The sequence below is a fragment of the Streptomyces sp. NRRL S-337 genome (assembly GCF_000720175.1).
GTDB lineage: Bacteria > Actinomycetota > Actinomycetes > Streptomycetales > Streptomycetaceae > Streptomyces > Streptomyces siderophoricus.
On record NZ_JOIX01000006.1, the window covers coordinates 31,648 to 50,937 of the forward strand.

The 19,290-nt window shown below is 70.4% G+C and carries 27 protein-coding genes; 23 read left to right on the forward strand and 4 right to left on the reverse strand.

Annotated features, from left to right (window positions below; genetic code table 11):
• The first annotated feature begins 55 nt into the window (after positions 1-55).
• Positions 56-757 carry a ribonuclease HII gene (locus tag IG62_RS0107190; RefSeq protein ID WP_030798853.1) on the forward strand — a complete coding sequence of 234 codons (702 nt, stop codon included), beginning with the start codon at positions 56-58 and terminating at the stop codon, positions 755-757.
• A 66-nt stretch (positions 758-823) separates the two neighbouring features.
• Complete coding sequence (locus IG62_RS0107195; protein ID WP_030798855.1) at positions 824-1,471, forward strand: hypothetical protein; 648 nt, start codon at positions 824-826, stop codon at positions 1,469-1,471.
• Positions 1,472-1,657: 186 nt separating this feature from the next.
• Here IG62_RS0107195 and IG62_RS0107200 read toward each other — a convergent pair whose 3' ends face one another.
• Together IG62_RS0107200 and IG62_RS0107205 are read right to left on the reverse strand one after the other, a co-directional pair.
• Entirely contained in the window at positions 1,658-2,365 is a 708-nt protein-coding gene (locus IG62_RS0107200; protein WP_030798856.1) for a hypothetical protein, read from the reverse strand.
• 289 nt (positions 2,366-2,654) lie between these two features.
• Entirely contained in the window at positions 2,655-4,820 is a 2,166-nt protein-coding gene (locus IG62_RS0107205) for a RecQ family ATP-dependent DNA helicase (RefSeq protein WP_030798857.1), read from the reverse strand.
• Positions 4,821-5,459: 639 nt separating this feature from the next.
• On the opposite strand from IG62_RS0107205, the gene IG62_RS0107215 reads away from it, so the two are divergent.
• Positions 5,460-7,022: a recombinase family protein gene (locus IG62_RS0107215; RefSeq protein ID WP_030798859.1), complete on the forward strand. Its 1,563-nt coding sequence runs from the start codon at positions 5,460-5,462 to the stop codon at positions 7,020-7,022.
• Here IG62_RS0107215 and IG62_RS0107220 read toward each other — a convergent pair.
• The gene (locus tag IG62_RS0107220; protein ID WP_158794994.1) at positions 6,949-7,518 is read right to left on the reverse strand and encodes a hypothetical protein; all 570 of its coding nucleotides are present in this window, start codon (positions 7,516-7,518) and stop codon (positions 6,949-6,951) included. The two genes, IG62_RS0107215 and IG62_RS0107220, sit on opposite strands and share 74 nt — an antisense overlap.
• On the reverse strand, positions 7,499-7,939 hold the full coding sequence (locus IG62_RS41465; protein ID WP_051797705.1) for a helix-turn-helix domain-containing protein: 441 nt from the start codon (positions 7,937-7,939) through the stop codon (positions 7,499-7,501). The genes IG62_RS0107220 and IG62_RS41465 overlap by 20 nt, the downstream gene beginning before the upstream one ends.
• Before the next feature lie 235 nt (positions 7,940-8,174).
• Between IG62_RS41465 and IG62_RS0107230 the strand changes: the two genes are divergently transcribed.
• The 20 genes from IG62_RS0107230 (at position 8,175) to IG62_RS49795 (ending at position 19,177) form a co-directional block, all read left to right on the forward strand.
• On the forward strand, positions 8,175-8,402 hold the full coding sequence (locus IG62_RS0107230; RefSeq protein WP_030798864.1) for a hypothetical protein: 228 nt from the start codon (positions 8,175-8,177) through the stop codon (positions 8,400-8,402).
• Positions 8,399-8,560 (forward strand): hypothetical protein, encoded by a 162-nt coding sequence (locus tag IG62_RS47070; RefSeq protein ID WP_158794995.1) that lies wholly within the window; start codon positions 8,399-8,401, stop codon positions 8,558-8,560. The genes IG62_RS0107230 and IG62_RS47070 overlap by 4 nt, the downstream gene beginning before the upstream one ends.
• A gap of 92 nt (positions 8,561-8,652) precedes the next feature.
• Positions 8,653-9,075 (forward strand): hypothetical protein, encoded by a 423-nt coding sequence (locus IG62_RS41470; protein WP_037837929.1) that lies wholly within the window; start codon positions 8,653-8,655, stop codon positions 9,073-9,075.
• Positions 9,072-9,695 carry a hypothetical protein gene (locus tag IG62_RS48355; protein WP_037837930.1) on the forward strand — a complete coding sequence of 208 codons (624 nt, stop codon included), beginning with the start codon at positions 9,072-9,074 and terminating at the stop codon, positions 9,693-9,695. The genes IG62_RS41470 and IG62_RS48355 overlap by 4 nt, the downstream gene beginning before the upstream one ends.
• A 78-nt stretch (positions 9,696-9,773) precedes the next feature.
• Complete coding sequence (locus tag IG62_RS41480; protein WP_037837931.1) at positions 9,774-10,112, forward strand: hypothetical protein; 339 nt, start codon at positions 9,774-9,776, stop codon at positions 10,110-10,112.
• Complete coding sequence (locus IG62_RS0107260; RefSeq protein ID WP_030798867.1) at positions 10,109-10,900, forward strand: hypothetical protein; 792 nt, start codon at positions 10,109-10,111, stop codon at positions 10,898-10,900. The genes IG62_RS41480 and IG62_RS0107260 overlap by 4 nt, the downstream gene beginning before the upstream one ends.
• Positions 10,893-11,078, forward strand: coding sequence for a hypothetical protein (locus IG62_RS0107265; RefSeq protein ID WP_158794996.1), 186 nt, complete (start codon positions 10,893-10,895; stop codon positions 11,076-11,078). The genes IG62_RS0107260 and IG62_RS0107265 overlap by 8 nt, the downstream gene beginning before the upstream one ends.
• Positions 11,075-12,001, forward strand: coding sequence for a hypothetical protein (locus tag IG62_RS0107270; RefSeq protein ID WP_030798879.1), 927 nt, complete (start codon positions 11,075-11,077; stop codon positions 11,999-12,001). Before IG62_RS0107265 ends, IG62_RS0107270 begins: the two co-directional genes overlap by 4 nt.
• Positions 11,998-12,315 (forward strand): hypothetical protein, encoded by a 318-nt coding sequence (locus IG62_RS0107275; protein ID WP_030798880.1) that lies wholly within the window; start codon positions 11,998-12,000, stop codon positions 12,313-12,315. Before IG62_RS0107270 ends, IG62_RS0107275 begins: the two co-directional genes overlap by 4 nt.
• Before the next feature lie 2 nt (positions 12,316-12,317).
• Positions 12,318-13,481 carry a hypothetical protein gene (locus IG62_RS0107280; protein WP_030798882.1) on the forward strand — a complete coding sequence of 388 codons (1,164 nt, stop codon included), beginning with the start codon at positions 12,318-12,320 and terminating at the stop codon, positions 13,479-13,481.
• Positions 13,478-14,284 carry an exonuclease domain-containing protein gene (locus tag IG62_RS0107285; protein ID WP_030798884.1) on the forward strand — a complete coding sequence of 269 codons (807 nt, stop codon included), beginning with the start codon at positions 13,478-13,480 and terminating at the stop codon, positions 14,282-14,284. Before IG62_RS0107280 ends, IG62_RS0107285 begins: the two co-directional genes overlap by 4 nt.
• On the forward strand, positions 14,281-14,553 hold the full coding sequence (locus IG62_RS0107290; RefSeq protein ID WP_030798885.1) for a hypothetical protein: 273 nt from the start codon (positions 14,281-14,283) through the stop codon (positions 14,551-14,553). Before IG62_RS0107285 ends, IG62_RS0107290 begins: the two co-directional genes overlap by 4 nt.
• On the forward strand, positions 14,550-15,152 hold the full coding sequence (locus IG62_RS0107295) for a hypothetical protein (RefSeq protein WP_030798886.1): 603 nt from the start codon (positions 14,550-14,552) through the stop codon (positions 15,150-15,152). Before IG62_RS0107290 ends, IG62_RS0107295 begins: the two co-directional genes overlap by 4 nt.
• Entirely contained in the window at positions 15,149-15,616 is a 468-nt protein-coding gene (locus IG62_RS43105; RefSeq protein ID WP_030798890.1) for a hypothetical protein, read from the forward strand. The genes IG62_RS0107295 and IG62_RS43105 overlap by 4 nt, the downstream gene beginning before the upstream one ends.
• On the forward strand, positions 15,613-15,960 hold the full coding sequence (locus tag IG62_RS0107305) for a hypothetical protein (protein ID WP_158794997.1): 348 nt from the start codon (positions 15,613-15,615) through the stop codon (positions 15,958-15,960). The genes IG62_RS43105 and IG62_RS0107305 overlap by 4 nt, the downstream gene beginning before the upstream one ends.
• Positions 15,957-16,202, forward strand: coding sequence for a hypothetical protein (locus tag IG62_RS0107310; RefSeq protein ID WP_030798892.1), 246 nt, complete (start codon positions 15,957-15,959; stop codon positions 16,200-16,202). Before IG62_RS0107305 ends, IG62_RS0107310 begins: the two co-directional genes overlap by 4 nt.
• On the forward strand, positions 16,199-16,495 hold the full coding sequence (locus IG62_RS0107315) for a hypothetical protein (RefSeq protein WP_030798893.1): 297 nt from the start codon (positions 16,199-16,201) through the stop codon (positions 16,493-16,495). The genes IG62_RS0107310 and IG62_RS0107315 overlap by 4 nt, the downstream gene beginning before the upstream one ends.
• Positions 16,495-16,824, forward strand: coding sequence for a hypothetical protein (locus tag IG62_RS49460; RefSeq protein WP_030798894.1), 330 nt, complete (start codon positions 16,495-16,497; stop codon positions 16,822-16,824). Before IG62_RS0107315 ends, IG62_RS49460 begins: the two co-directional genes overlap by 1 nt.
• A gap of 18 nt (positions 16,825-16,842) precedes the next feature.
• On the forward strand, positions 16,843-18,354 hold the full coding sequence (locus tag IG62_RS0107325) for a DnaB-like helicase N-terminal domain-containing protein (protein WP_051797706.1): 1,512 nt from the start codon (positions 16,843-16,845) through the stop codon (positions 18,352-18,354).
• Between the two features lie 328 nt (positions 18,355-18,682).
• Positions 18,683-19,177: a WhiB family transcriptional regulator gene (locus tag IG62_RS49795; RefSeq protein WP_037837933.1), complete on the forward strand. Its 495-nt coding sequence runs from the start codon at positions 18,683-18,685 to the stop codon at positions 19,175-19,177.
• Positions 19,178-19,290: the final 113 nt, after the last annotated feature.

Sequence of the window (19,290 nt, forward strand, 5' to 3'; positions counted from 1 at the left end):
AGGTATGGATCCGATGCGGAACGCTGGGCCGAATAGGCGTAATCTGGCTGGCGCCATGCCGTACGAGCCCCCCACCCATACCGTCGAGCGATCATTGCGCGCCACGACGGGCGCCAAGATCGTTGCAGGGATCGACGAGGTCGGACGCGGAGCCTGGGCCGGACCGGTCAGCGTCTGCGCGGCCATCACCGGACTCCGCCGACCGCCCGACGGACTCACCGATTCCAAGCTGCTGACCCACAAGCGCCGCGCCGAACTGTGCGCAGTGCTCGGCCAATGGGTCACCGCCTACGCCCTGGGGCACTCCTCGCCGCAGGAGATCGACGAGCTGGGCATGACCGCGGCACTGCGGCTCGCGGCCGTACGCGCCCTGGAGGCGCTGCCGGTCCGTCCGGACGCGGTCATCCTCGACGGCAAGCACAACTACCTGGGCACGCCGTGGCAGGTCCGCACGGTCATCAAGGGGGACCAGTCCTGCATCGCGGTTGCCGCCGCGTCCGTGCTCGCCAAGGTGCAGCGCGACGCGATGATGGCCGAAGTGGGCCTGGATTACGCCGACTTCGACTTCGCGACCAACGCCGGCTACCCGTCGCCGACCCATCGCATCGCCCTGGAGGAGTACGGACCCACGCCGCACCACCGGGTGTCGTGGTCCTACATGGACGCGCTGCCCCGGTGGCGGCATCTGAAGAAGGTGCGCATCACCCCCGAAGCAGCCGCTCTGGAAGCCGGCGGCCAACTCGGCTTCGACTTCTGAGCGGTGCGGGCATCAATTCGGTACCCGATGACGTGTCCCGCACTTACGTTTGATAGACATCCCTTTATGCCTCTCATCCCCGAGGAGCCTCAGATTCACGAGAGTGTCCCGGGTCCCCGCGCAACCTCGGCCGCCGGCCGTACCGCGCCGACCCCCCGTCCTGTTCCTGGTCCCGGCCCCCGCCCCGCGCCGCCGCGCGGTGCTCCCGCGGCCAGTGCCCGTCCGGGCAAGCCCGGACCCGCTGCCCCGCCGCGTGGGCCTGTCGCCGCTCCGCCGGCGCAGCGCACCGGCTCCCCGCAGCCCCCGGCCGGCGAGACCGGCACGGCCGGAGCGCAGCTCCAGCTGATTCCGGCGCCCGCCGCCGGTGCCATCGACGCCGCCGACGAAGCCGTCGACCTGCTGTTGGACTCGGGGCGTGCCCCGGGTGAAATCCTGGTGCTCACCACGGGCGAGACCCACCCGTGGGCCGCGCACGAGCTGTCCTTCGGTGAGGCGTCCTACTGGGCCCAACACGACGCCGCTGACGACGTGTTCTACGCGGATGCCGACGCCGAGCGTGCCACCGGCCGCCCCGTCGTGGTCGTCGCCGTCAACGGCGACACGGACGAGGTCACCGCACGGGCACTGCCCTCGGCGATGGCCCGCGCCGGAGCGCTGCTGATCGTCTGCGGCGACCCGCAGCGGATCAACACCGTTCTCGGCGCCGGCGTCTGACCGCTTCCGCTCGCAGCAGCCCGTCGGCCCCAGAGGCCGTCGGGCTCGCCTGCGTTCCGGCACGTCCACAGCCCCGCTTCCGCGTACGGCTCTCGCGTCTTCCACGGCTCTCACCTTCTCGTACGGCCGTATTTCCGCGTACCGCCGGCGTTCGTGCGGTCCTGCGTTGAGTACGGCGGGAGGTGATCAGCGTGCCGCCGTGTGCCGGTGGGCCTCCGGCGCCCCGCCGCCGGTGCTCCGCGGCGCCGGCCGGCCCTGTGCGAGGACCGTGGCCGTACGTGGCGCGTCCGGGCGTGGCGCCGTGGTGCGGCGCGCCCCGGCGAACCCGGCTCCCGGATGGCGGGCTTCCGTGCGCCGCTCGTCCTTGGGCGAAGATTTGGGCCGGCGCCCGCCCCGGCCTTCCCCCAGTACCTGCCAGCGGTCGGGGGTCAGCGCGATGTACGCACCGCAGCGGAGGCCGTGCAGCGTGCAGGCGTCGCGCAGGCCCCACATCCACGCGCCGTCGGTCTCCGTCCAACGGGGTTCCCCGTCACGGCAGTAGAGCAGCACGGCGGTCCGGACCGGGGCGCGCAGCCGGAGGTCGTGCGGGATCACCCGGCGCAGATGCGCCAGCAGGGCATTTCGGAACTCCCAGCCGTCGGGGGCGGCAGCGGGCTCGGTGAAGGACGCGCTGGCCGTCACCCGATCCTGCGCATCGAGCACCGCCACGACGGCCGTCGACGCCCCCGGACGATGACGCTCGTGCAGGCCGGCGACGACCTCACGGGGGTTGCGCAGCAGGGGTATACCGGCGGAGGCCCACTCGGCGGGCTCCAGCATCCGGCCCAGCCGGGCGGCTGGGTCGGTGGACCAGGGCGGCGAAAGGCGCGGCGGCGGGACGAAGTCGAAGGTCACGGTCCTCCCTTCGTCCACGCGTCAGCGCATCGGGCGATGTCCTGGTGTCCGAGCACCAGGTCATGACCGAGCGTGACCGCGGAGCGGCCGGTACGGGGAAGCACCTCCAATTCTTGCGGTCGTACCGGGATGCGGGCAACGAGCAATTCCCTCAGGAGACTGGAATCGCGCCATCTGTGACGAAAGTTCCCTGCTGTCGCACCCGTGCGTCGGCCCCGACCCGCGGCGTCGGGATCCCCGATGGCCACGGTTCCACCGGGCGGCCGCTGCCCACGCCCGGGACCATCACCTACGCCTGCACGGCGAGGACCAGCGGAAACACCCCCTCGGCTCCGGCTCGCCGCAGCAGACGGGCGGCCATCGCCAGCGTCCAGCCGGTATCGGCATAGTCGTCCACCAGGAGCACCGGGCCGCCCACGGACGCAAGGCTCTGCGCCAGCTGCGGCGGTACGCCGAGTGAGCCGTGGAGCGCGCGCAACCGCTGGGCGCTGTTGCTGCGCGGAATCCTGGTGTCGGCACCGTCCTCCTCCGAGGCCACCACGCCCAGGAACGGCATCCGGCCGACCGCCGCGATCCGCTCGGCCAGCGAGCGGATCAGCTGCGGCCTGGTACGCGAGGAGAGACAGACCACTCCCACCGGGCGGGCCGGTGCATCCGGCTCCCCGGATGCCCAACCACCGGGCCCCTTCGCCCAGTCGGCGAGGACCGTGACCACCGCGGAGGCCACATCGTCCGGAATCGGACGGTCCGGTGCCTGCGCCGCGAGCATCGGGCGCAGTCGATTGCCCCAGCCGATGTCGGAGAGCCGGCCCAGCGCCCGGCCGGTCGCGGCCAGCTCGCCCGCCGGAATGCGCCCCTTGAGGTCGAGGCCGACGGCCGGCAGCCCCGTCGGCCACATCCGCCGCGGCTCCACCTCCACGCCCGGACGCCCCAGCTCACCGCGCGCGGCATCCAGCGAAGCGGCCGCCACCTCGGCGGTGAACCGCGCCCCGGCGCAGTTGTCGCACCGGCCGCAGGCGGCCGCCGCCTCGTCGTCCAACTGCCGCCGCAGGAACTCCATCCGGCAGCCGGTCGTGGTCGCGTACTCGCGCATCGCCTGCTGCTCGGCCTCGCGCTGCCGCGTCACCCACGCATAGCGCTCCGCGTCGTACGCCCAAGGCCGGCCCGTGGAGATCCAGCCGCCCTTGACGCGCTGCACGGCGCCGTCCACGTCGAGCACCTTGAGCATGATCTCCAGGCGCGAGCGGCGCAGTTCGACCTGTGGCTCCAGGGCCGGCAGCGACACCGGCCGGCCGGCGGCGGCCAGTACGTCGAGGGTCTGGCGCACCTGTTCCTCGGGGGGAAACGCCAGCGAGGCGAAGTACTTCCAGATCGCCTCGTCCTCCCGGCCGGGCAGCAGCAGCACCTCGGCGTGCTCGACACCACGGCCGGCCCGGCCCACCTGCTGGTAGTACGCGATCGGCGAGGACGGCGAGCCCAGATGCACCACGAAACCCAGATCGGGCTTGTCGAAGCCCATGCCCAGCGCGGAGGTGGCCACCAGCGCCTTGACGCGGTTGGCGAGCAGATCGTCCTCGGCCTGCTGGCGGTCGGCGTTCTCGGTCTTGCCCGTGTACGACGCGACCGTGTGCCCACGGTGACGCAGGAAGGCGGTGACTTCTTCGGCGGCGGCGACGGTGAGGGTGTAGATGATCCCCGATCCCGGAAGCTCGTGCAGATGGTCCGCGAGCCAGGCCAGCCGGTGCGCGGCGTCCGGCAGCGGCAGCACGCCCAGACTCAGGCTCTCCCGGTCCAGCGGACCGCGCAGAACCAGCGCCTCGGCCGTGCCCTCGCCCGTCCCGAGCTGTTCGGCGACATCAGCGGTCACCCGCGCATTCGCCGTCGCGGTGGTGGCGAGCACAGGGACACCCGGCGGAAGATCGGCGAGCATGGTGCGCAGCCGCCGGTAGTCGGGGCGGAAGTCGTGGCCCCAGTCGGAGATGCAGTGGGCCTCGTCGACCACCAGCAGCCCCGTCGCCGCCGCGAGCTTGGGCAGGACCTGATCACGGAAATCGGGGTTGTTGAGCCGCTCCGGACTCACCAGCAGGACGTCCACCTCACCCGCCGCCACCTCGGCCTGGACGGTGTCCCACTCCTCGGTGTTGGCCGAATTGATCGTGCGCGCGCGGATCCCGGCCCGGGCGGCCGCCTCCACCTGATTGCGCATCAGGGCGAGCAGCGGGGAGACGATCACGGTCGGTCCGCTGCCGCGCTCGCGCAGCAGCGCGGTCGCGACGAAATAGACCGCCGACTTGCCCCAGCCCGTGCGCTGCACGACCAGCGCGCGACGACGCTCGGCGACCAGGGCCTCGATCGCCCGCCACTGGTCCTCGCGCAGCCGGGCCGTACCGCTGGGATCGCCGACGAGCCGGGTCAGGACGGCATCGGCCGCGGCACGCAGATCTTCGTTGCTCATGCCCCCATGCAACCCGATGCCACTGACAATGCGCGAACCCCCGCCCGAGCCTGTGGATAACTCGTCACCCAGAGTTATCCACAGGGGTCGCGGCGCGGCGGCCGATCGCGAGATCTTCGAGCCATGAACTCGCAGAGCGAACCGCGCAAGCGCAGCACCGACCCCAACTCACCGGCGTCCCCGGCGACTTCCGAGACACCCCCGACACCTTCCGACGCACCCACCCCTCCGAACCCTCCGACCTCCTCGACTCCGAACGCTTCGACCTCCTCGTCCCCGTCCACGTCATCCACCCGTCCCACCTCTGCCGCCCCTCCGACGTCCTCGACACGCTCCAACCCGCCGACCCCTCCTCCTTCCTCGATCCCGGGCCCCCGCCCCTCTCCCGAGTCCTCCCACGCGCCGATCGATCCCCGGCCCACCGACCCTGCGGACCCCACCGAGTCCTCCCGCCACACCGGCGCAACCGACTCCCCGCACCTCTCCGTACCGGCACCTGCCGACGCGCTTCCGGCGCCGGCCGCGGAGTCCCAGGTCACGCTGCGGAGTCCGGCCGAGCTGGCCGACGCGCTGCCGTATTTGATGGGCTTCTATCCAAACTACCGACGCTAGAGGGGTAGGCGGTTTTATCGTGGCCTCATGCCCATCGCGCCCGAGTACCTCCACCTCGTACACCCCGGCATCCGGTTCGACGCCTACCTCTACGGCCGCGCGTCCCACGACCCCACAAAACGGGGACGCAGCGTCAGCACGCAGCTGCATGAGGGGCGCGAGCTATGCGACCGGTACGGCTGGCCGATCGTCGGGGTATTCGACAAGGACGTCGACCGTTCCGCGTCTCGCCACCGCAAGGGGGAGCGTGCCGACTTCGAGGCGATGCTCGACGGGATCGCCGCGCGGAAGTGCCGCATCGTCGTCGCGTGGGAGGCATCCCGGTATTACCGCGATCTTGAGGCGTACGTCCGGCTGCGGAACGTCTGCTACGAAGCGGGCGTCCTGCTCTGCTACAACGGCACCGTTTACGACCTGAGCAAGCGCGAGGATCGCAAAGCGACCGCGATGGATGCCCTGCAGGCCGAGGATGAGGCCGAGGGCATTCGGGACCGGAACTTGCGCACACAGAGGCGCCTTGCCGAGTCTGGGAAGCCCGCCGGCCGGCCGCCGTGGGGGTACGTCCGACGGTACGACCCGGAAACCGGCGACCTGATCGACCAGGTTCCGCACCCCACGCGGAAGCCGTATGTGATTGGAATGTTCAAGCGGTTCGCGGCAGGTGAAAGCTCATACCGCATTGCCCAGTGGCTGAACTCAGAGCCGGACGCGGCTACGAGGTCCGGCGTGCGATGGGATCAAAAGCGTGTGGTTGAGCAGTTGAGCCAGCCTGCGTATGCCGCTCGCCGCAAGCACAGGGGCGAGATCGTCGGCGATGCCGCCTGGGAGAGGATCGTCGATGATGATCTGTTTGACGCGGTTCAAAGCATTCTCGCTCGCCCGGAACGGCGCACCCAGCGTGACTCGCGTGTGCGCCACCTTCTTGCGCACATTGCCTATTGCGGTGAGCACGGGGACGACCTGCCGAAACTGATCGTTCACAAGGGCGGCTCGAAGCCGCGGTACCTGTGCTTCCTGGATGGAGACACGGCGATCAGCGCTCCGCGGTTCGAAGCCTACGTCGAGCAGGCGATCATAGAGTGGCTGAGTTCCCCGGCCGCGGTGTCAGCGTTCCAGCGCGACGGGGAGGACGCGGAAGCCGAGGCCGCGCGGCTGCTGGCGGAGCGGCTGGAGAGGCAGCTGTCGGAGGCGCGTGAGCTGGCCGGCACGTTCGACGAGGAAACCGGAGAGCCGCGCCTGTCCGCGATGTCGCTGGCCTCGATGGAACGCAACCTGCTGCCGAAGATCAAGGCGGCGCAAGAGAAGTCGGCGGCGTTGTCGCTGCCGGTGTCGCCGGTGGTGGCAAGTCTGCTGGGTGCCCCGGACGTCGAGGCGGTGTGGGGTGGGCTGCAGCTGGAGCAGAAGCGCGAGGTAATCCGCCAGGTGGTAACGGTCCGCCTGCACCATGCGCACGTGAGGGGCGCGCAGATCATCAGGCCGGGGCGGATCACGATGTCTTTTTTCGGGCAGCCCGGGTTCAGGGGCGGGTCACACCTCGACCGCGGGTCGTCTCTCCCTCGGCAGGGTGGTGCTGGGACGGAAACGGTATGACGCGGGGAGTGGCGGGGGCCTCGGCGATTCCGGCGCGGGCGAGGCGGAACGCGGTTTCGAAAGTCTGGCAGATTAGCTGATTTCGCTCTTCCTCGAATTGGTCGCGGAGCGCGTCACGTTCGGCTGCGAGGGCCTGTGCGGCCCGGCGCTCGGCGTTGATGGCGTCTCGCCGCATGCGGTCGCGCTCGGCGTCGAGGGCGTATTTCGCGGCCTGGTAGCGCTCCTTCTCGGTCTCGGCGGAGCAGATGGAGTCGTAGAGGATGGAGCGTTCTTGGGTGGTGTCGGTGATCCATGACCGGATTGCCAGGAGGGCTATCAGCACAAGCGCGCACGACGTGAGGCATACGCCTCCGGTCGTGCGCGCGGTGTTGTCGGATATGAGGCCGTGACCGAGGAGGGGTAGGCCGGCGGCGAGGGCGAGTGTTGCAACGGCGGTGATGCGGTGGCGCGTGGAAAGCAAAATGGGTTGCCCCCGTTCACTGTTCGGCTGCGACACCCCCGTCTGCGCCGGGGGCCTGTTCCTGCTCTTGCCTCCTGAGCCGTTCGACTGTCCCGTAAAACATCTGGCGCCCGATTGGGTCGGCAATGCCCAGTTGGTCGGCCGCCTCTTCGAGGGTGATCGGCTCAGATCGTACCTGTGACCGGCCGGTTTCGGTCAGTGATTCGGCAGAGACAATTCCGGCTTCAATCAAAAGGTCCGCTACGGGCAGACCGATCGCGCGCGCGAGGGCCTCGAACGACTTGGGGTCGGGGATGGTCTTGCCGAGCATCATCCGGCTGACGGTGCTCTCCGGGATGCCGGCGTCGCGCGCGAGTCTGGCGTTGGCGCCGCGGCCGGTGTAGCCAGCGCGCTGTGCGGCCGGTGCTACGGCGGCGGCGAATCGCTGCGCGCGAGTGGGGGGCGTGTCGGCAGTCATGCGCGCAATGTACCTCCCTAGCTAGGGAGTATCCAGATTCTTGCGCGCAAGCAAGAGTGCAGGTCAAGCCATGTGACGCCATTGCGGCAGTGTAACAACCGAGGCGAACGTGTGTGCGGTTTTGAAATTCACCCCTCCCTACCTAGCAAGCATGCTTGCGAGGGAGGAAGGAATGCCGTAACTTCTTGCTCGTGAGGGAGAAACCTCCCTCCACCTGCATCTACAAGGGGGTGACATGTACCGCCTGTGCATCGAAAAGCTGCGCGACGCCGCCGCTACCAAGGGCGACAAGACCGCGTACGCGATTCACCGCCGCACGGGAATCGCGGAGTCCGCGGCCTACCGGATGATGTCCGGCGAGTCTCAGCCTGACCTGATTTCGATGCTGCGAATCCACTACGCCTACGGCGTGGCCATCGAGTCACTGATGGAGCCCGCCGAGCTGGTGAAGGAAGCGGCATGACGCCGGCCGAGCGCCGGGCGCTGCTCGGCGACGAGCTGATCGCCCACATCCGCAAGGAAGTTGCAGCGGCGCCGCCGCCCTCCCGCGAGCTGATCGCGCGTCTGCGCCCGATCCTCACCAGTTCCCGCCCCGCCGCTACCGAGCGGCCCGCGGCCTGACCCATCCCGACGTGAGTCGGGGCCGCGACCGGCTGCCTTCCGGTGCGACCCCTCCGGCTCACCTCACCAACCACAGAAACGAGAGGCTCACCGTGAGCATCAACCCTACCGATTTCCCCGGCCGGTTCACCGGCCACGCACCGGTGCCGGTGCCGCTACACCTCGCGCCGCACGACGACGGCGAGCGTGCCGCCCGGCAGGTGCGGCAGCAGACCTACAACGCGCGGGAGGTCGAGTGCCTCCTCAACTACACCTCCCTGCCGCACCCCGTGATCGAGCCGCACCACGAGTACGTACACGTGATGGTGGCGGACATCGACGACCTCGGCGAGTGGCTGTACGAGCGCGGCGGTGAGGTCCGGATCGGGCCCGAGTTCATGGGTGTCCGGCCGTACATCCTGGTCACGCACACCGACGAGGCGCGGGACGGGTCACGGGTGGAGATCCGCGTGACGTGTGCGGTGCCGTTGGACGCCGCCGTCATGTCGGAGATCGCTGCGGCGGTGGCCCGGTGAACGCCCGTCTCGTGAACGCTGCGGCTGACCTGATCTGCCGCACAATGCAGACGCACCGGACGCCTGCGGGTATCGCGATGGCGTTGGACGCGGCGGGGATGTTGCAGTCGCCGGAGTCGGCCTCCGAGGTGGAGCGGCTGCGAGCCCGGGTCGACGAGTTGGCCGGGCAGCGGGATGACCTGCTGGTGGAATCGGTGACCACCGAAGCGCAGGCCACCGAGCCGTGCCCGTGGCAGCGCGCGACCGACGGCCTTAACGCCCTCGCCGACGCGGGCATTGGGTTCCACATCGAGCCGGACGGCCACATCGCGGGCCTCGACGGCGAGCACATCGAGTGGGACCGCGCGGCCGAGCGGTGGCGCCTGGTGCACGACGATGCCCCGGGCCCGACGCCTGCAGAGTCCGCAGCGCGACTGCGCACGATCCTCGCGCCCTCCACGGCCAGGCACCCCGAGCCGAACGCCTGCGGCGCCTGCGGCCTGCCGCAGCGCGGACACGCACAGCAGTGGACGGAGGAGGCCGGCACGCACACGTGGCAGGCGCCGACGGACGAGCAGATCAAGGCCCGGATGAAGTCGCTCCGGGCCGAGCGGATTGCCGCGCGGGGTGATCTCCCGTGACCGGCGCCCTCCTCCTCATCGTCCTCGCTGTGGCGTTCCTGGCGCTCTGGCTCTTCGAGCTTCTCTCTGGAGGCACCGATGTCCGCTGACCGTACGCCCGTTACCGGGCCGTTCCGCATCACCGTCGAGGCGATCCCGACGGGTGTCACCCTCGATGTCTCGTCGTTCGTCGAGTCGCTCATCCTGGACCTGGTCACCGAGCAGGCCGAGGCGCTCGGCGAGATCCTCGACGAGCAGGCCGAGGACCGTCCGTACGACGGGCACCGGCCCGAGTCGCTGCTCGTGGAAGAGCTCGTTGCTGAACTCTCCACCAAGATCCACGTGTATGGCGGGCAGTGCCTCGCGTTGGCCGACCGTATCCGGGCGGTGGCTGCTCCCAAGGCTGTGCCGTCGCAGCGTGAGGCGGGTGACGCATGAGCGCCCGCGACGATCTGATCAACGAGTACGGCCGGGCCGAGACAGCTCCGCTCGGAACGCTCGCGGAACTGCGGGTGAAGCTCGACGCTTACCGCGCTGAGGTGCTTGCCGGGGCCAAGACCGAAACGGTCGCGTGGCTGGTGAAGAAGGCCCGTGAGCAGACCGTGTGGGACGCCCGGGTCCTCGCGTCGAAGGTGGACCGCGGCGCTGTCCGTGCCTTCCTCGGCACGGGCCACTACCGGGACGCCATGGATGAGCACCGCGCCGAGGTGCTGCGCGAGGCCGCCGACGCCATCAACGCCCTGCCCCAGGACTACGAATGCGACCCCGGCCGCGGTGACGCGGCAGTACTACTCCGCCTCATGGCCGACGCCGGGAAGGACACCCCAGGGGGCGAGTCCACCCGCGACGCCGACGCACCGGACTTCTTCCAGCCCGGCCGGACCTACATCAGCGGCCGGACAACCTTCCGCTGCGACACCATCAGCACCCATCCCACCACCGGCGAACGCCGCGCCCTGGGCTGGGAGATGCAGTACGACCGCGACAACGAGCCCGTAGCGCTGGACCAGCGCAGCTACGAGTTGAGCGGATGGGCGGAGGCCACGCCCGCTGATACCTGCGGTCGCTGCCGCCACGCTTTTGATCCCGAAGACACGTCGTTCGACGGGCTCGCCCGCTCCGGCAACACCCCGTTCTGCCGCCGGTGCGTGGATTGGTGCCACGAGTCCACCGACGCGTTCCACCGGTGCCCGGTGTGCACGGCTGGCGGTGGCGACCGTGGCTGACACCTTCGGCGACCGCTACCACCGCCGCCGCACCGACGACGGCCGCGCCCACACCGCCCGCGCCGCACAGGACCGGGCCACGTACGACCAGGACCCCGACGGCGACGGCTGCGCCGCCCCGGCGTTGGTCGTCCTCACCACCACCATCACCGCGATTCTGGGGGCGCTGCTCTCATGACCAACACCGCGACGGCCGGGGCCACCACGGCCCCGGCCTCCGGCCCCCGACGCCGGACCAAGAAGCAGACCCCGGCGCCCACCGGCGCCGACCGCATCCCCCGCCCCTCACAGGGCTGGTACCGCGTCCCCGGCACCGACACCAAGCTGCGGCGCGTAACCACCATCCTCAGCCAGGGATTCCCCAAGCCGCAGCTCGTGTTCTGGGCCGCCAACCTCACCGCCGCCGACGCGTTCGCCACCCTCCCCACCCTCGTCGCAGCCTCCCTGCGGCCGGCCGAGAAGGAAGCGGCGTACGACTGGCTGCGCAAGGGCCACATCCGCAAGAAGGACGAGCGCGGCGAGATCGGCGGCGCCGTCCACGACGTCATCGAGGCGCACGTCCTCGGCACCCCGCTGCCCGAGGCGCTGCTGAACGACCGCGAGTTGGCGCCGTTCCTCGACAACTTTCTCCGGTTCGTTGCCGAGTGGGAGATCGAGTTCGAGGCGTCGGAGATGACCGTCGGGAACTTCACCGATGGGTGGGCCGGGAAGCTCGACTACCTGTTCCGATCCCGCCGCATCGCCGAGTGCCTGCGGGTTCCCGCGAACACGCTGTTCATCGGCGACACCAAGACCGGCGGCGAGCTGGACGAGAAGGGTGTCTATCCCGAGGCCGGCGCGCAGATGTCCGCGTACCGGCGGGCCGAGGTGGCGTGGCTGCGGGACGGCACGCAGATCCCCATGCCCGCGGTGCACGACGTCGGGATCGTCCTGCACCTGCGGCCGGAGGGGTACCGGCCGATGCCGCTGAAGTGCGGCGACGACGTGTATGCCGTGTTCCGCCACGTGCAGGCAGTCGCCGAGTTCCAACGCTCGCTGTCCAAGTCCGTTGTAGGCGAGGCCCTCACGCTGCCTGCCCCGGCCGAGGAGGTGGCGGCGTGAACCTTCCCCACCTCCTCCAGCAGGCCGAGATCTGGACGGACCGACACGGCGTAGAGCACCGACTCGACGAGATGGAGCCGCGCTACTGCGGCAACGTCGCTGCCTTCCTCCTCCGGCAGGCCGACCAGATCGCGTTTCACGTCGCCCTCGGCCTGGCCCGCTGCTCGCTGCCGGACGAGAACACGCAGGCGTACCTGTCCGTCACCGCATCCATCGACGAGGAGACCGACCGGATCATGCGCGATCCGAGTGCGTGGCTCCTCACCACACCGCTCATCACGGCCCTGCTCAAGCGGGCCGAACAGGGGGACTGATCATGCCCATCCTTGATCTGCAGCAGCGCATCCGGGAGCTGGGCCGCATCCGCATCGGCCAGAAGGTGCCCACCTCCAACGGCAACACCCGCCCGTCCAAGCTGAACCGCTTCCGCCTCACCTCCCCGTCCCGCGAACTCCTCGACCGGGTCGCCACGCAGTACGGCGGCACCGTCGCGCCGTGGACCCCGGACGGCGGAGCCGGCCAGTACGAGGTGATCACGGACGCGACGCGCATGCCGATCCTCGTTCCCCACCAGCCCGTCTCGCAGTACTACGAGCTGTGGTCCGGCGGCGGCTGCCAACGACGCTGCGACGGCGTCACCGAGCTGTTGTCCGACCGGCCGTGCCCGTGCGGGCCGGACCCGCAGCGCCGCCAGTGCAAGCCCACCACCCGCCTGAACGTGGTCCTCGCCGAGGTTCCCGGTGTCGGTGTGTGGCGGCTGGAGTCGCACGGCTACTACGCCGCGCTCGAACTCCCGGGCGTGGCTGAGCTGCTGGCCAAGGCGGGCGGGTACGTGCCCGCGTTCCTCGGGCTGGAGGAGCGCACCGCGAAGCGGGAAGGCAAGACGCTGCGGTGGATGGTCCCGACCATCGACGTGGACATCACCCCGACCGCGCTGATGTCGGGGGAGGCGCCGGCCGGCCCGGCGGTGGCGGGTGGCCCGCAGCGGGCCGCGATCGAGGCGCCGCGCCCGGATTACGTCCAGCTCGCCGAGGTGGCCAAGACGCCCGCCGAAGTGCGCGCCCTGTACGAGAAGGCAGTTGCGGCCGGGCACATGAACAAGCAGATCGCTGACAAGCTCACCGCCCTGGCGGAGGCGCTCGGCGCGGCTCGCAAGGACCAGGCTCCGTCCACCCCTGCCACGCGTGTGCCGGACCAGGACCAGCCCCACCCGGATGACGTCGAGCGGCAGCTCAACCCCGCGGACTACGGCGACGCCTCGCCCGAGCAGCTCGGCGAGGTCGTGCACGACGCCGAGATCGTCGAGGACGACACCGCGGACATCTGGTTCCAGATCATCGCCGCCGCCGGCCGCCACGGCATGACCACCGAGCAGGTCGAGGCCGAGTTCGCCGCGTCGAACGGCGGCCTCCACCCCTCGACCGCCTCCGCGGAACGGCTCCGCACCTTCCTCGCCACCCTCAAGGGGGTGCGGGCATGACCTGGCACACCAAGCGTCTGCTGACCTTCGACACCGAAACGACCGGGGTCGACGTCAACACCGACCGCATCGTCACCGCCGCCGCCATCGCCGTCGGCGGCGGTCAACCCACCGAGCCGCACACGTGGCTTGCCAACCCGGGTATCGACATCCCCGCCGAAGCGACGGCGGTGCACGGCATCACCACCGAGCAGGCGAGCGCCAAGGGTATGCCCGCCGAGCAGGCCATTGATGGCCTCACGGCCGTGCTCGCCGGGTACCTCAACCGCGGTGTGCCGATCGTCGGTCACAACGTCGTCTACGACCTCACGATCCTCGACCGCGAGTGCCGCCGGTACGGGCTGCCCACGCTGCTCGACCGCTACGAGGATTCGGTGATCTGGCCGGTCATTGACACCCGCGTCCTCGACCAACACGTCCTGCCGTTCCGGCGTCGCGTCTCCGAGACGCAGGGCGCCCGCCAACTCATCACCCTGGCGCAGGTCTACGGCCTCGGTTGGGACGAGGAGGCCGCGCACGGCAGCGAGTATGACGCGCTGATGGCTGCGCGGATCGCGTACCGGATCAGCGCCATCGCGCACACGCCGACCGGCGACCGGCCGGAGTTCGTCCGGCGGACGCGGACTCAGCGATTCGATGATGTGGCGGCGCTCGACCTTGAAGGGCTGCATCACGCTCAGATCAAGTGGGCGGCGTCGCAGGCCGCGAGCTTGCAGGAGTGGTTCCGCAAGAAGGATCCCGCCGCCGTGGTCGAGGGCGCGTGGCCGGTCATCCCGCATCAGGCGGGCGGTGAGCAGCAGTGATCACCGCGATCCTCGGCGGCCTCGCCGGCATCACCCTCGGCGTCGCCCTCATCGCCCTCGTCACCTGGCCCCGACGCATCACCCAGCGCTCTCTGCCCCCGGTGCCTCACGCGCGGTTCTACGCCGTGCCGGACGGCACCCGCTACCTCGCGTGCCACAACGCGGGGGTCTGCGGCCACATGCAGACCCCGCACGTCCCGGCCGACAACGGCTTCTGGCGCTGCACCACCGACGGGTGCGGCCACATCGCCGAGGGGGACGAGAAGTGACCGGCCCGACCCTGTTCGACGCCGCCCCGGCCGCCACCACGGCGGCCGGGCCCCGGCCTCGCATCATCGGCCTGGACATCTCTCTGAGCAGCACCGGCGTGTGCCTCCCGGACGGCACCACCTACCGGATCAAGACCCGAGACGCCGACGCCGATTACCGCCTGGTCGTCATCCGCGACCACATCCGCCGCACCCTCATCCGACACCAGCCCCTGCATCTCGCCGTGCTGGAAGACCTCCCCGTCGGCGCCAAGAGCGCGGGACTCACCGGCATGGCACAGGGAGTTGTCCGCGCCGAACTGGCCGATGCGGGGGTACCGCGGGCGCTCATCTCCCCGGCCACCCTGAAGTGCTTCGCCTGCGACTACGGCAAGGCCGATAAGCGGCAGATGGCCGACGCCGCGTACCTCGCGGACGGCGCCACCTTTCCCGGCGACCTCACCCCCAAGGGGCACGGCGGCGACATGTGCGACGCCTGGTGGCTGCGCGCCGCCGGCCACGACTGGTGGGGCGACCCTCTGTTCCCCCTCCCCGACGCGCAGCGCGCCCGCCTCGGCAAGGCCAAGTGGCCCGTAGGGCTGCCGAGGTGGGCCCGATGAAGATCCGTCTGTGCTCCATCTCCAGCTGCCGCGCCCCACGCCTGGCCCGCGGCTGGTGCGAGGCCCACTACCGGCGCTGGCGCCGCCACGGCCACCCGCTCGGCGGACGACGCCACCGCACTGGCTGCCGCGTCACCGGCTGCCCCAATCCGCACGGCGCGAAGGGGCTGTGCGCCATGCACTACGAGCGGTGGAAGCGGCACGGCGATCCGCAGTTCGTCACGGTCGCTGAGGTCGATGACGTGGTGGTCGAACGGACCGTGCTCGGTGACCGGCCCGGGCGACTGACCGTCGCCGAGCGGGAGGCCGTGGTGCGGCGTCTGCACCGGGCCGGCCTCCGTGACGGACAGATCGCCGAGCGCCTCGACATCGGTACCAGCGGCGTGTGGACCATCCGCCAGCGCCTCAACCTCCCGGCCAACACGGCGCCCGTAGGCGACTTCTCGGGGAGGTGCGCCGCGTGAGCGCCTGTACCTGCCGCTACTGCCGGCCCACGGCTGACACCACAACAGTGGGCCGGCCCCCGGCCGCGCACGATGCTGTAGAACTTCCCGCCGATCCGCGGCAGTTCCGCGTCCATAACGAGGACGGCGACATCCAGGACTGCACCCTCCACCCCGACGGCACGATGACCATGGTCCTGGCCGGCCAGCTGATGCGGTCCATGCTCTCGTTCGACGAGATGCGTGAAATGAACTGGGAGAACGCCCGCATCGAGTGGGATCCGTCGCCTCTTGCCGCGTGCGCGGAGCCCGTGAAGCCCGTACCGGCGCAGATCGCCATTGGTGATCTCGGCGGCGCCGAATGACCGCCCGGCCGCAGGCTCGCCGGCCGCTGGTCATCACCGGCGCCCTGTACGTCGACATGGGCCAGCAGAACCACGCCGGCCGATGGGTCCGCCCGCCCCGCGCCCGCTACGAGTGCCTGCGCTGCCGCACCACCGAAGGCCCGGTCTCCGGCGCTGCGGATGTCGCGCAGTTCGTCGCCACGATCCGAGCCGCCCACCCCACCCGATGCACCACCACCTACGAAGGAGCCCAAGCCGCATGACCACCATCAAATTCGACGCCAAGGTCCTCGCCGACGTCGAGAAGGCCATCCGCCCCCACGCCGCCGACCTCTTCAACGACCTCGGTCACCACGTCATGGCCATCGTCGAAATCGCCTCCGTTGAGCGCACCGAGCAGGGCCCCGACGAAGAGAAAGACGACGCCGTCAAGGTCCGCGTCGTCGGCATCGAGATCGCCGGAGACGAGTTCACCGAGGAGAAGCTCCGCCAGCAGGCACAGACGATGTATCGCCAGCGGACCTCGGGCGGGACGCTCGACTCGGTGGCCAGCTGATGACCGGGCGCGCGGCAGCAGCGGACGGCACCACCCGGTGCCCGGCCTGCCGCGCGCCCATCATCCGCCAACTCGTCGGCCAACGCGCCGCCCTCAACATCACCGCAGACCTCCGGCCCCTCACCCCCGCCGAGCAGGCCGCCGCCCGCACCCCCAACCGCCTCATCTGGTGCCTCGTCCAGCGCCCCCACACGCCGGCCCGGCTCCGCTGGATCGACCGGCACCACCCCGCGCGCTGCCCCCACAAGCACGTCGCAGAACACACCTGCACCGGCCCCCGCCCCACGGCGGCCGTCCCCCCGCAGCAGCCCGCCAGCACCCTCTTCTGACCGCAAGGAGAACCGCCCGTGGAGAACGTCCACCAGATCCCCCGCCCCACCCCGGCCCCGGTGGACGACCGCACGCCCCCCAACGCCATCGAGGCCGAGGAACTCCTGACCGGCGTCATCATGCACTCCGCCGAGGCGTACAACGACTGCGCCGAAGTCATCACCCGAGACGACATCTACGTCCCGGGACACCAGATCATCTGGGATGTCGTCGGCGGCCTGGTCGCCGAGGGCAAGCAGCTCCACCCCGTCCACATCAAAGCCGAGATCAGCAGGCTCGGCCGGCTCCGCGAGGTCGAAGGCGGCGCGCTCATCGAGCGTCTCGGCAGCGTCACCATCACCGCGCCCATGGCCGCATCGTTCGCCGAAGAAGTGCGTGAGGCCGCACGGTGGCGCCGCATCGACTCCTTCGCGATCCGCCTGCGCTCCGGCGTCATGGACCGCACCGCCCCCGACACCCTCGACGAGCAGATCGCCGGGTTCCTCCAGCAACGCCACGCCACCAACGACCCGTTCGGCGCCCGCCTCACCCCCGGCGGGTCCTTCATCCTCGACCGGCCCGACACCGTGCCCGCCCTGTGGGGCGACGGCGAGCAAGTCATCTGGGCGGAGAACGAAGCACTCCTCATCGCCGGCCCCGCCGGTGTCGGCAAGACCACCCTGGCGCAACAGGTCGTCCTTGCCAGCATCGGACTCCACTCCGGCGCCGTCCTCGGCATGCCGGTCCGCCGCGTCAAGCGGTTCCTGTACCTCGCCTGCGACCGGCCGCAGCAGGCCGCCCGCTCGATGGCCCGCATGGTCGAGCCGGAGGACCGCGCGGCCCTCGACGAACACCTCACCTTCTGGGTCGGGCCGCCGCCCGCCGACTTCATCAAGGACCCCGGCATCCTCCTCCGCCTCTGCCAGGCCGCGGGCGCCGACGCCGTGTGCCTCGACTCCCTCAAGGACATGGCCGGCGAACTCGCCTCGGAGGAAGGCGGGCAGGCGATCAACGGGGCGATCCAACGCACCCTGGCCGAGGGCATCGAGGTCATAGGACTCCACCACCACCGCAAGCAGGGCAGCGGCAAGGACTCCGGCAAAGAACCCACCAGCCTCGATGAGTTGTACGGCTCCACCTGGATCACCGCCGGTGCCGGGTCCGTCGTCAGCCTCTTCGGTGCCGCCGGTGAACCGATCGTCAGCATGCGCCACCTCAAGCAGCCCGCCGGGGAGTGCGGCCCCTGGAAGCTCAAGCACGACCACCCTCGCGGCCGTACCGAGGTCTGGCACCAGGTCGACATCCTCGGCCTGCTGCGCGCTGCCGGTTCGGCCGGGGTCAGCCCGGCCGCGCTGGCCGTGAACCTCTACCCCAACCCGACCGCCAAGCCCACCACTTCGGAGATCGAGAAGGCCCGGCGTCGCCTCGATCAGTACGTCGAGAAGGGCCTCGCCGTCGCCCGCAAGACCGGTCCGTCCCGCACCGCCCCGGTCGCCTACTTCGCGGCGTTCGACGAGCAGGGGGAGTTGCCCGATGGCGACCAGATGTAAGGAGCAAAACAGCTTCACGCTCCGCTTCACGCGCTTCACGTTGATCAAGGAAATTCCGCTTCACGAACGCTTCACGCACTTCACGACGATCAAGAAACGCCCAGGTCACAGCTTCACGCCACACTTCACGCCGCTTCACGCACCCCCGCTTCACGCACCGCTTCACGCTCAGCTTCACGCAGCTTCACGCGATCAAGAAACCCGCAGGTCACAGCTTCACGCTCGCTTCACGCGCCGCTTCACGCTCCCCCTCCCCCCTACGGGGGGAGAGGGGGAGCACCCCGCAACAACCCCACACCAGCCCAACCACCACACCGAGGACGAACCCATGACCCAACTCCCCTGCCAGAAGAAGGGCGAGACCTTCCACAACCCCCGTCGCTACGACGAAGCCAAGGCCGACTGCGCCAGCTGCCCCGTCCGCGTCCGCAACGCCTGCCTCGACACCGCCATCGCCAACGACGAGCGATACGGCGTCTGGGGCGGCCTCGACCCCACCGAGCGGTGGCAACTGACGCACAAGGACGGAAGCTGGATCGACCACCGCGGCATCGTCCGCGAACCGTGCGGTACCGAGTCCACCCTCAAGCGACACCGGGCGCTGAAGGAGAAGTGCGACACCTGCGCTCGGGCGCACGCCTCGCGGGCCGAGGACAGCCTCCGGGAGCGCCTCGACAAGGAGCATGCCCAGGGCGGCTCGTTCTACGGGTTCAGCCTGCACCACCAGTTGGGCGAGGAGCCGTGCGAGGCGTGCCGGGCGGGTCAGGGTGCCGCGTCGGAGGCGGGGCGGAAGACCCGGCGTGCGCGTCCGGCGGCGGCGTGAGCGCGTTCGGCGCGGCCGTAGGCGCCGTTCTGCGGTACGCGTGGGGCTCGGGGTGTCGCGAGTCGCGTTCGGCCGCCATACGGGCGGAGGGGGCCGCACGCCCCCGGAGGCCG